The sequence below is a fragment of the Rhodococcus sp. Z13_19A genome, from assembly GCF_058133575.1.
In genome coordinates, this window is sequence record NZ_JBYUNN010000004.1 from 289,755 (window position 1) to 301,237 (window position 11,483).

The window sequence follows — 11,483 nt, forward strand, 5'->3', positions numbered from 1 at the left end:
GTCAGGGCACCAGCTCCAGCCCACGGTGCTCGGCCAGCCGCTGCGCCTCGCGCTCCACCGCCGCTCGCACTCCGGTGCTCCACTCCTGCCACGGCGACAGCTCCAGGCGCAGCCGTCGGCCCGTCGCGCGGGGGCGCCACGTCCCCACCACCTCGCCGTCGGCCAGCACCGCCCCGGGCCGGCCGAGGGTGCGCCACAGGTCCTTGCGGTGCGCCGCGTCGGGCACCACCCGCTCGCGGTCGCGGCTCTGCAGGAACAGGTCGAACGGGCCCAGCAGTCGCACCACGGACGGCTGGTCCTCGGCGGCACCACGGAGGACATCGGCGTCGGCGGCCAGCACCCACGAACTCGCTGCCTGGCCGTCAACCTGCACGGCCACCACGTCGTCGGGCCACTGCTGCCGCACGTCGGCCAGCGGGGCGTCCAGGTAGGCCGCGACCTCTGCCGGGGTCGCCGGGCCCAGGTGGTGCAGGAACGCCCGCACCAGGTGCAGCCGGTCGGGGACGGCGGCCGCGTCCAGGTTGGCGACCTGGTCGGCGGGCCAGCCCGGCACCCGGCGCAGCACCGGGGGAGAGGTGCCCGCCGCCAGCTCCAGGCCCGCGTGCAGCGCCGCGAGCCGGAACGGCATCTCGTGCAGGTGGGTGGCGCTGCACGGCGTGCACCAGCGCAGGTACGGCTCGGGCATCCGCTCGGCCAGCCGCCCCGACAGCTCGCCCTTGACCATCGGGGCGTCCACGAGGTCGCGCAGCTCGGTGGCCACTGCAGCCAGGGCGTCCAGGGTGCCGATGCCTGCAGCCGTCAACGGCTTGCTGGCGTCGAAGATCCGCTTGCCCGCGTCGCGGTCTGACCACGGGCGCAGCGCCAGCTCCACGTCGGGCAGGTCGGTGCGCCGGTAGGCGTGCGGGGCGCCGCGCACCGTCCAGGCCAGCGCGAGCTCGTCGTCACCGGTGCTGGGGACCGCGCACCCGCGGTTGGTGAGCGACCACGCGGCACCGCCGGTTCCGGTGTCCTGCACGCCCAGGTCCAGCACGTCCGTCGTGGCCACGGAGGCGCTGGCCGGCTCGCGGTCGAGCTGCTGGGTGCGCACCCGAGAGCGCAGCACCTGCGCGCGGGTGACGGCCAGGGGGCTGCCCGAGGTCGTGCTCATGCGCTCGAGGGTGCCACGGCGCAGCGCTGGGGGCCGTCAGTCGGGTGGGGCGTCCAGCAGCTGCTGCACGGCGCGGCCGTAGTGCTCGACGATGCGGCGCCGGTGCCCGTCGGGGAGGTGGTCGAGGTCGCTCATGGACCAGCTCTGGATGAGCCCACCCAGCTGGGCGGAGATCAGGTTGGCCCGCAGCTCCGCGTCCCGGCCGGCCAGGCGCGGGGCCAGCTGGTCCACGAAGGAGCTGCGGATGGCCTTCTGCAGACCCACCCGGACGCTCGCCCGGTCGGAGGCGCGCACCAGGGCGAGGAACGTCCGCCGCATGTGCCCGTGGTCCGGGGACAGCACGTAGTCGACCAGGCCGGCGCCCAGCGTCTCCGCCGGCCCGTCGAGCTTGGGGCCGAAGTACTTCTCGAAGCCCAGCACGTGCACGAACAGCTCTTCCTTGGAGCCGAAGTGCCGCATCACCAGTGCCGGGTCCACCCCGGCGGCGCGGGCGATGGCGCGGATCGAGGTGGCGGCGTAGCCCTGGTCCTCGAACAGCTCGGCCGCGTGCTGCGCGATGAGGTCCCGGGTGGCCCGCGGGGGCCCGGCGGCTCGCTGACCAGGTAAATCGGACATTTGCCCATTATGCCCGAGCGTCTGTCAACACTGTTGACACCTCCAGGTCAACAGTGTTGACTCCCCGGTCGGCCACGTCGGCAGGCGTGCACGACCCCACGATGAGGAGATCTCCGCGAATGACCGCTGACGCCGCCCCCACCGGCACCTCCAGCGAGGCTCCACCAGGACGGACCGGCGCCTGGCTGTTCTTCGTCGGACTGGGCGCCCTGGTGGTGTCGCTGTCGCAGTCCATCCTCATCCCCGTGCTGGCCCGGCTCCCGGTCCAGCTGGAGACCTCGCCGGACAACGTGCAGTGGCTGCTCACCTCCACCCTGCTGGTCGCCGCCATCTCCATCCCGGTGCTCGGCCGCATGGGGGACATGTTCGGCAAGCGGCGGATGCTGCTCATCGCCCTGGGCGTGCTGGTCCTCGGCTCGCTGATCACCGCCGTCACCAGCAACATCGCCCTGCTCATCTTCGGCCGCGCCATCCAGGGCATCTCCATGGCGGCCGTCCCGCTGGGCATCAGCCTGCTCAGCACGCTGCTGCCCAAGGAGCGGGCCGGCACCGGCATCGCCATCGTCAGCGCCATGCTGGGTGTGGGCGGTGCACTGGGCCTTCCGCTGGCCGGCTACATCTCCGACCACGCCGACTTCCACGTCCTGTTCTGGATGATGGCCGGCGGCAGCGCCATCGCCTTCGCCGGTGTGCTGGCGTTCGTCCCGGAGGCGCGTGCACGCAGTGGCGGTCGCATCGACGCGCTGGGCACCGTCCTGCTGGCCGGCGCCCTCGTCTCGCTGCTGCTGCCGCTGGCCGAGACGTCGAAGTGGGGCTGGGGCTCGGCCAAGGTGATCGGCCTGCTGGCGCTCTCGGTGGTGCTCTTCGCGGTCTTCGGCTGGTGGCAGCACCGCGCCAAGGACCCGCTGGTCGACCTGGTGGCCCTGCGCCGCCCGCCCATCCTGCTGACCAACATCGCCTCCGCGCTGTTCGGCTTCGCGCTGTACGCCTCGCTGATCGGCACCTCCTCCTACGTGCAGGCGCCGGAGTCCAGCGGCTACGGCTTCGGCTCCTCCATGCTGGTGGGTGGACTCGCGCTGCTGCCCAGCGGCTTGTGCATGCTGTTCTTCGCGCCCATCTCGGCCAAGCTGGTCGCCGTGCGTGGTGGCCCGCAGACGCTGGCCCTGGGCGCGGTGATCGTGGCCGTGGGCTGGCTGCTGCGCATGGTGATGACCGGGTCGCTGTTCCAGGTGATCGCGGGCACCACCATCGTCGGCATCGGCACGGGCATCGGCTACGCGGCCATGCCCTCGTTGATCAACGCGCACACCCCGTCGCACGAGATCGCCGCGGCCAACGGGCTGAACACCCTGGTCCGCTCGGTCGGCAGCTCCCTGGCCAGCGCGGTCGGCGGCAGCATCCTGGCGGCCAGCACCGTGGCCATCGGCAGCATCGCGGTGCCCTCGCTCACCGCCTACCGCCAGCTGTTCCTGGCGTGCGCGATCATGTCGGGCCTGGCTGCCGTGGTGGCGCTGTTCATCCCGCACCAGAAGGTGCGCAAGGAAGAGCGGGCCACGATCGGCGTTCCCGGCTAGCCACTGCCCCCGAGCCACTGAGGCGCCGCAGCGGCGAGCCACCGTCGCGGCGCCTCAGTCGTCTGCAGGGCGCAGCGCTTGGTCGGGCACCCACTGCTGCACCTCCACGCTGCCCTGGCCGTTGGCCGTGCGCACCGTGAAGCGGACGAAGCCGAGCCAGGCGCCCTGGGTGGTGCGCGCCCACGCCAGCAGCGCCCCCTCGGTCTGCCCGGTGAAGCTGAGCCCGCCGGCGCGCACCCGCATGGGCAGCGCCCCCTTGGTGGGCGGCGGCGTGGGCAGCACCGCCCCCAGGTCGACGAGCACCGGCCGGGGCGGCTGGACCTCCCGGCGACACGGCGGGGCGAACTGCGGCGGCCATGACTCGAACATGTGTTCGAGTATGCGCCTCGGGGTGGGTCGCCGGTGCAGGCGGGGCCCGGCTACGCCGCCACCATCCTCGGAGCCTTTGCCGTGGTCCGCGCGAGCACACCGGGCTGTTCGTCCGGCACCGCCGGCCCTGCGCTGACCTGCTGAACGGGTGACCCGGGGCGGGAATGTTCCGGGCCTCGCAGCGTTGTACCGATCGGCTGGTCCGATTCACCCCCGGGCCTCACCTTCAGCCGCTACGAGCGGCCACTCGCCGAGAGGCGGTTGACGGGCCAGCCCCCATACCGGCCACCCGTCGAGCATCCCCCGCCCGCTCCGGGTGGCCGCCCCAGGCCACCTGTCGAGCAGCCGCGAGCTCCGGGTGGCCCCTTACGTGCGCGACTGCTGCGGTGGGCGCACTGGCGCTGGGTCCACCGCGCGCAGCTGGGTGTCGTCCACGGCGAAGCGGCGCTGCACCGCGGTGCGCGAGTCGGCCTCCTCGAACCGGACCACCACCTCGGCGTGCCCGGACGGGGCGTGCTCGGCGTCCACGTGGCGCACCACCCAGCCGCGGCCGTGCTCGTCGTGCGCCACGTCCGCCCCCACCGGCCACTGCGGCGGGGTCGCCGCGGCGGGAGCGTCCGCCGGGGCCGTCTCCGGGAGCGTGGTGTCCGCCGTGGCGGTGTCCTCGTCGGGCAGCAGGCTCAGCTGCGCGTCCTGGGTGAGCGCGGACAGCGCCACCCCGAGCAGCCGCGCCCCGGCACCGGACTCCTCCTCGGCGTCCAGGCCGAGGGCGCTGATGCTGGCCTGCAGGGCGTCGCGGGCCGCGGCGCGCAGCGGGCCCAGCTGTGCCGACGCGCTGCCCAGCGACACCGACCGGCCGATGGTGACGAACTGTGCGTCCCGCAATCGCACGGTGACGGTGCGGGCCGCGACGCCGGCGGCCACCAGCCGGGTGTGCGCCGCGGCGAGGACGTGGTCGAGCACCGGGTCGAGCCGGGAGGCGGGCACGTCGAAGTCCATGGTCCGCTCGGCGCTGATCGACTTGGCCGGCCCGCCCGGCGCCACCGGCCGGGTGTCCTGCCCGTGCGCCAGCGCCAGGGCCGCGTGCCCGGCGGCCACCCCCAGCAGCCGCTCCATCGACCGCGGCTGCTGCACCCGCAGCTCGGCCACGGTCCGCACCCCGACCTCGGCCAGCTTGGTCTGCGCGATGGGCCCCACCCCGGGCAGCGCCGACACCGGCAGCGCGTCCAGGAACGCCTGCTCCTCGGCGCGCGTCACCACCCGCACCCCGCGGGGCTTGGCCGCGCCCGCCGCCAGCTTGGCCACCAGCTTGGACGCGCCCGCACCCACCGACACCCGCAGCCCGGTGCGCAGCCACACCTGCTCGGCCAGGGCCGCCACCACCTCCCGCGGGTCGTCGCCGTCCAGGGTCACCTGCAGGTACGCCTCGTCGATGCTCACCTGCTCCAGCACGTCCGCCCGCTCCCGCAGCACCGCCATGATGGCTGCGGAGTGCTCCCGGTAGGCCCGCATCCGCGGGGACAGGAACATCCCGCTGGGGCACCGGCGCAGCGCCGTGGCGGTGGACATCGCCGAGCCCACGCCGAAGCGCCGGGCCTCGTAGCTGGCGGTGGCCACCACACCCCGCGGACCGAGCCCGCCGACGATGACCGGGGAGTGGGCGAGCGAGGGCTTCTGGCGCTGCTCCACGCTGGCGAAGAAGGCATCGGCGTCCACGTGCACGATCAGCACGCCCGAGTCCACCGTCCTGCCTCTCCCTGTCTGCCCCGCCTCCTCGAACGGTCTACTCGCTGCCGAGCGCCTCGCGGACGATGGGGGCCACCGCGGTGCCCAGCAGCTCGATGCCGTGCAGCAGGGCGTGGTGGGCCAGCCGGACGTTGGTCATCTGCAGGGACACGCGGTCGACCCCGCCGAGGTCCGCCGACAGCCGCAGCAGCTTGGCCGCCACCGTGTCCGGGGCGCCGATGAAGTAGGCGCCCCTGGGGCCACAGGTGGCGTCGTAGCCGGCCCGGCTCGGCCGGGCCCCGCCGCGCTCCTGGGCGATGCGGGTGAAGATCTCCAGCCAGCCCGGGAAGAACTCGTCAGCGGCTCGCTGGTCGGTGTCGGCGACGTAGCCGAAGACGTGCACGCCGACCTTCAGCTGCTCCGGTGGGTGCCCTGCCTGCGCGCCTGCGCGCCGGTAGAGGTCCACCAGCGGGGCGAACTGCCGTGGCTGCCCGCCGATGATGGCCACCATCAGGGGCAGACCGAGCAGTCCCGCGCGGGCGAACGACTCCGGGGTGCCGCCCACGCCCAGCCAGATGGGCAGCGGGTCCTGCACGGGGCGCGGGTACACGGCCTGGCCGGTGAGCGCGGGGCGGTGCTCGCCCGACCAGGTGACGGTGACCGAGTCCCGGATCTTCAGCAGCAGGTCGAGCTTCTCGCTGAACAGGGTGTCGTAGTCGCGCAGGCTCAGCCCGAACAGCGGAAACGCCTCGGTGAAGGAACCGCGCCCGACGACGAGGTCGGTGCGGCCGCGGGAGACCAGGTCCAGGGTGGCGAACTCCTGGAACACGCGCACCGGGTCGGCGGCACTGAGCACGGCCACGGCGCTGTTCAGCCGGATGCGCGAGGTGCGCGCTGCGGCGGCGGCCAGCAGCACAGCCGGGGCGGAGTCGTAGTACTCGCTCCGGTGGTGCTCGCCGATGCCGAAGTGGTCCAGGCCCACCTCGTCGGCGCGAGTGACCTCCTCCAGCAGGTGCGCCACCCGGTCGACGGGGCTGACCACCTGGTCGGTCTCCGGGTCGGTGACCGCGGAGACGAAGCTGTCGATGCCAAGACGCACGGGGCAGGCCTCCCAGGGATTCACCGGCTACGCGCGGAGTCTACGGACGCACCGTGTGGGCGCCCGGACACGGTGAACACAGAACGGCAGAGAACACCGAACGGCACCTCCGTCCCGGCGTGCGGGATGGAGGTGCCGTCAGGATGCTGTGCCGATGCCCCCATCGGCACAGCACCCGGGCCGGCTCCCCTCCGGCCCCGGCTTCATCATCCAGCGGAGCGCTCAGCCATCCGCCGGACAAGTCATGGGCGGCGCTGCTCGTCCAGCATGCGGCCACTGACGAACATCAAGCATTCCCACCCACCACGAAAGTCCGCGGTGATCTCGTTGACGATCAGCCTTTCCTGTGCTGGTGCCATGGCGGTGCATTCCTCTTCCTCAGCGGTGGACGCTCTGGTGATCGACAGGAAGAACGGTGCCCTTTCCGGCTCTCCTGCGCCATCTGCTGTTCGATCGACAGCAACGACACCCAAACCCCTCGCGCAGCGCCTTTTCTGCAGCCCCGGGAATGGCGTCGCCCCCTCGTGCGAGACCAGTCCCTGCTGCAGCGGCGCCGCCGGTGACGCTGCGACGAGGCAGCGGGTCACCACTCCTCGAGCGTGGTGAGGTTGTCCTGCAGCGCCCGGGCGAGCAGCGCGGCCTTGGTGGGTGCGGGGCGACCGACGTCGGCGTACTTGGCGCGGACGCGGGAGAGGTGGGTGTTCATGGTGCCCACGGAGATGTAGAGCCGGCGGCACGCGGTGATCTTGGAGTCTGAGCGCAGCCAGGCCAGGACGACCTCGATCTCCCGCTTGCTCAGTGCGGGGCGGGTCAGCAGCGACTCTCGGCAGGGGCCGGCCGGGCCTCGGTCGACGGCGGGGGCAGGCGGAGGTGCGGACGTGAGCATCATTGGTGGCGAGCCTTCCGGTGGAGGAACGGGCCCCGACCCGTGCTGCGATGGCAGCGAACTCATCGTGACCGACCGCGTACCGCACGGGCACGGACGAGACCAAGGCGATACATAGTCAATACACCGAAATCCCCTGACCTGCGGCGATAGAGTGCCGCCTCGTGACGACACGGGTGGATGACGCGCTGACGCAGGGCCCCGATCCGGCAGCAATACGCACCAAGGACGAGCTGGCCGCAGCATTAACTGCGTTGCGTGAGCAAACCGGACTCAGCGTGCGCGCGGTGGCCGGAATCTCCGGCGTTCCGCAGGGGACGATCGCCGGATGGAGCTCCGGACAGCACGTCCCGACCAAGGCCAGTCTCGGGATGTTCACCGCAGTGCTCGTCGCCTGCGGAGTGGTGGCGGAGTCGGCGCACCAGGCCTGGCACGAGGCCATCGCCCGAGCCCGGCAGGACCACGGTCCACGGTCGAGCAGCACGGCCTCGCCCTACCGGGGGCTCGAGGCGTTCCAGGAGGCTGACGCGGCCTGGTTCTTCGGGCGCGAGACCCTGACCGAGCAGCTCGTCGATCGGGTGCGCCACGCCGCCGAGCAGGGCACGCCCCGCGTCGTCACGGTGATCGGCCCGTCGGGATCGGGAAAGTCGTCGCTGCTGCGGGCGGGACTCGTCGCCAAGGTCAATTCCGGAGAGCTCTCCCCACAGGTGTCCTCCGCCATTGTGATCACCCCGGGCGCACAGCCGGTGGCGGCACTCGACGCCATTCTTGACCACGCCGGCACGGAGCGCCGAGTCCTGGTCGTGGACCAGTGTGAGGAGCTGTGGACCCTGTGCGCTGATGCGGATCTGCGCGCGCAGTTCCTGCACGCCATTGTCGACCTCCCCGAGCACCTGGTGGTGGTCCTGGGGCTGCGCGCCGACTTCTACGCCTCGGCCGCGTCCGAGCCCACCCTGGTTCCGGTCCTGGCGGCCGGACCGCTCGTGGTCGGACCCATGGCCAAGGACGAGCTGCGCAGCATCATCACTGCTCCCGCCACCAAGGCCGGAACCGTGGTGGAGGACGCGCTGGTGGAGCTGCTGATGCACGACATCGACCCGCGGCCCGCCATGGCCGCCGGATCGCTGCCCCTGCTGTCGCACGCGCTGCTCAGCACCTGGACGCGGGCCCAGGCGCGATGGCCGCAGGGGCGATCGCCCCGGGGTGCGGCGGAGCTGCAGCGGTCCCTGACGGCAGCCGACTACGGAGCAACCGGCGGCATCGGCGGAGCCGTCCAGCAGAGCGCCGAGGTGGCCTTCGGCGAGCTCACCCCGCGCCAGCAGGTCGCGGCCAGGCGCATCTTCCTCCGGTTGATCAGCGTCGCCGAGGACAGCGAGGCCAAGCGACGCGCGCGGCGCACCGAGCTCTCGGTGGGCGACGACGAGGACGTGCGGACGGTGGTGAACCAGTTCGCGCGGCGGCGGTTGCTCACCGTCGACGCGGAGTACGTGGAGGTGTCCCACGAGGCCCTGCTGCGGGCCTGGGGCCGGCTGCGCGAGTGGGTGGATGCCGACCGCGCCGGCCTGATCCTGCAGCGCCAGCTGGTGCAGGCCGCGCAGCTGTGGCAGGACAGTGGCCGGGAGACGGGTGCGCTGCTCAGCGGCAGTCGGCTGACGGTGCTGGGGGACTGGGTGGAGACGGGCGACCACCACGCCGACCTCACCGAGCTGGAGCGGGCCTTCCTCGCCGCGAGCACCGCGCACGCCGCGGAGCAGGAGCAGCGCGACCGCCGACGGGTCACCGTGCTGCGGTGGCTGGTCAGCGGCCTGGCCGTGCTCTTCGTCGTCGCCATGGTGGCGGCGACCACCGCGATGGTGGCGCGCACCAGTGCCAACCAGCAACGGACGGCGGCCGAGCACGCCAGGGACGAGGCAACGTCCCGACAGGTCGCCACCGCGTCGGTGGGCATGCGGGACAAGGACCCGGCGCTGTCGGCACAGCTCGCGCTGGCGGCGTTCCGGGTCAGCCCCACCCTGGAGGCGCGCTCGGCGCTGCTGGACTCCACCGCGTCGCACACGCCGTCGCGGGTGCTGGGGCCTGGCGGTGGGACGGTGTCCGCGGTGAGCGCCGACGGCTCGCTGCTGGCCAGCGCGAGCGCCGACGGCGTCGTCCGCCTCTTCGCCCTGGCGGCGTCCCCGGCGGCGCCCACCCGGCTGGGTGAGCTGCGGGCGGTGGAGGTGGCCACCCCGCTGTTCGCGCTAGCGCTCAGCCCCGACCGCCGGCTGCTGAGCGTGGGCGGTGGCGGCGGCACCTCCCTGTGGGACGTCTCCACCCCCGCCTCCCCGCGGAGGGTCGCCACCCTGACGGGGGAGGAGCAGGTGCTGGAGAGCCTGCAGTTCAGCCCGGACGGGCAGCACCTGGTCGGGGGGACCGCCACCGCCGTGCTGCTGCGCTGGGACCTGCGCGACTCCGCGAACCCGGTGGCGCTCGCGCCGCTGCCGCAGCCGGGAGGCGGACGCACGGTGGTCGCCTTCAGCCCCGACGGTCGGCTGCTGGCCACCGGGGGCCGGGAGTCGTCACTGCGGATCTGGGACGCCACCGACGTCGCGGCCCTGGAGCGGCCCCGGCACGAGGTCGCCCCCGACGGCTCGGCCAAGCACTTCCTGGGCCTGGCGTTCAGCCCGGACAGCCGCACGCTGGCCGCCGCCACCACCGGACGCACCGTGGAGCGGTGGCTGGTCACCGACCCGTCGGCGCCCCAGGCGCAGGCGCCGCTGACCGGGTTCACCAACTACGTCAACGACGTCGCCTACAGCAGCGACGGAACCATGCTGGCCGCCGGCAGCTCGGACGACACCACCCGGATCTGGCAGACCGGCACCGACCAGCTCCTGGAGACCCTGCCGGGTCCGGCGGTGATCACCTCGGTGCAGTTCAGCCCCGGTCGGCCGGGCCAGGGTGACGTCTCGCTGGTCACCTCCGACGTCGACGGGACCACCCGGGTCTGGCCCATCCCGGGGCCGGTGCTCCCCGGGGCGCGGGACACGGTGTTCGTCAACCCGGTGAGCGCCGACGGCGCCACCGTGCTGGTGGGCACCGGCGGCAGCGACCCCTCGCTGCACCTGTGGGACCTGCGCGACCCCCAGCACGCGCGGCGGCTGCCCGACCTGACCCCTGCGGCCGGCAACCGGTTGTCTGGCGCGGCCGCGCTGTCGCGGGACGGGACCCTGGCCGCCGGCGGCACCAGCAGCGGTGGCGTCTGGTTCTGGGACCTCACCGACCGGGAGCGACCGCAGCCGGTGGGTCCACCGGTGCAGGCGGTGGAGGGCCTGGTGGGGGTGGTGACCCTGAGCCCCGACGGTCGGCTCGCCGCGGTCGCCGCCCAGGACGGGCGGGTGGTGAACGTCTACGACCTCACCGACCGCGGCAACATCCGTCTGGCCAGCGCGCTGAGCACCACCAACTACCCACAGGCACTCGCGTTCAGCCCGTCCGGGCGACTGGTGGCCGCCGCGACCGCGGACAACGCGGTGACGCTGTGGGACGTCAGCAACCCGGCGTCGCCCCGGGAGGTCTCCACCGTCTCCGGCTTCAGCGGCACCGCGCAGGCGGTGGCGTTCAGCGCCGACGGGACGACCCTGGCCGCGGGAAGCGCCGACCGCACGATCCGGCTGTGGAACGTGGCCGAGCCGGAGCGACCGCGCGAGCTCGCCCGGATCAGCGAGCTGACCGGGGCGGTGTACTCGCTGGCCTTCAGCTCCACCGGGCACCGGCTGGCCGCCGGGCTCGGGGGCGGGGCGCTGTGGGTGTGGGACACCACACAGCCTGCTCAGCCCACCCAGCACGCCGTCCTGACCGCGTACCCCGGCCGGGTCAACGACGCGCAGTTCGGCCGCGACGACGCAACGGTCGCCGGCAGCGGACCGGACAAGGTGGTGCGGCTGTGGCACACCGAGCCGGCAAGCGCGGCCGAGCAGGTCTGTCGCAGCGGGGGAGCGGCCATCACCGAGCAGGAGTGGCAGCGCTACCTGCCCGGGGTGCTCTACGAGCGGCTGTGCGACTGACCCGAGCTCCCAGGGCCCTGATGCT

General features: G+C 73.3%; 9 protein-coding genes. 2 read left to right on the plus strand and 7 right to left on the minus strand.

Going from position 1 to position 11,483, the window contains the following annotated elements:
* Nucleotide 1: 1 nt before the first annotated feature.
* Together AC3YNX_RS16365 and AC3YNX_RS16370 are read right to left on the minus strand one after the other, a co-directional pair.
* Nucleotides 2–1,147, minus strand: coding sequence for a winged helix DNA-binding domain-containing protein (locus AC3YNX_RS16365; protein WP_489996155.1), 1,146 nt, complete (start codon nt 1,145–1,147; stop codon nt 2–4).
* A 36-nt stretch (nt 1,148–1,183) separates the two neighbouring features.
* Nucleotides 1,184–1,762, minus strand: coding sequence for a TetR/AcrR family transcriptional regulator (locus AC3YNX_RS16370; RefSeq protein ID WP_489996156.1), 579 nt, complete (start codon nt 1,760–1,762; stop codon nt 1,184–1,186).
* A gap of 119 nt (nt 1,763–1,881) precedes the next feature.
* Here AC3YNX_RS16370 and AC3YNX_RS16375 point away from each other — a divergent pair, with 119 nt between their 5' ends.
* Complete coding sequence (locus tag AC3YNX_RS16375; protein WP_489996157.1) at nt 1,882–3,336, plus strand: MFS transporter; 1,455 nt, start codon at nt 1,882–1,884, stop codon at nt 3,334–3,336.
* Between the two features lie 54 nt (nt 3,337–3,390).
* On the opposite strand, the gene AC3YNX_RS16380 is transcribed toward AC3YNX_RS16375, so the two are convergent.
* From AC3YNX_RS16380 to AC3YNX_RS16400, 5 genes are all read right to left on the minus strand, one after another.
* Nucleotides 3,391–3,705 (minus strand): hypothetical protein, encoded by a 315-nt coding sequence (locus AC3YNX_RS16380; RefSeq protein ID WP_489996158.1) that lies wholly within the window; start codon nt 3,703–3,705, stop codon nt 3,391–3,393.
* A 366-nt stretch (nt 3,706–4,071) separates the two neighbouring features.
* On the minus strand, nt 4,072–5,436 hold the full coding sequence (locus AC3YNX_RS16385; protein WP_489996159.1) for a DNA polymerase IV: 1,365 nt from the start codon (nt 5,434–5,436) through the stop codon (nt 4,072–4,074).
* A 52-nt stretch (nt 5,437–5,488) separates the two neighbouring features.
* Complete coding sequence (locus tag AC3YNX_RS16390; RefSeq protein ID WP_489996160.1) at nt 5,489–6,529, minus strand: Atu2307/SP_0267 family LLM class monooxygenase; 1,041 nt, start codon at nt 6,527–6,529, stop codon at nt 5,489–5,491.
* Nucleotides 6,530–6,771: 242 nt separating this feature from the next.
* Nucleotides 6,772–7,116, minus strand: coding sequence for a hypothetical protein (locus tag AC3YNX_RS16395; protein ID WP_489996161.1), 345 nt, complete (start codon nt 7,114–7,116; stop codon nt 6,772–6,774).
* Nucleotides 7,113–7,418 carry a helix-turn-helix domain-containing protein gene (locus tag AC3YNX_RS16400; protein ID WP_241248916.1) on the minus strand — a complete coding sequence of 102 codons (306 nt, stop codon included), beginning with the start codon at nt 7,416–7,418 and terminating at the stop codon, nt 7,113–7,115. The genes AC3YNX_RS16395 and AC3YNX_RS16400 overlap by 4 nt, the downstream gene beginning before the upstream one ends.
* A 161-nt stretch (nt 7,419–7,579) precedes the next feature.
* Here AC3YNX_RS16400 and AC3YNX_RS16405 point away from each other — a divergent pair, with 161 nt between their 5' ends.
* Nucleotides 7,580–11,458 carry an nSTAND1 domain-containing NTPase gene (locus AC3YNX_RS16405; protein WP_489996162.1) on the plus strand — a complete coding sequence of 1,293 codons (3,879 nt, stop codon included), beginning with the start codon at nt 7,580–7,582 and terminating at the stop codon, nt 11,456–11,458.
* The last annotated feature ends 25 nt before the right edge of the window (nt 11,459–11,483 follow it).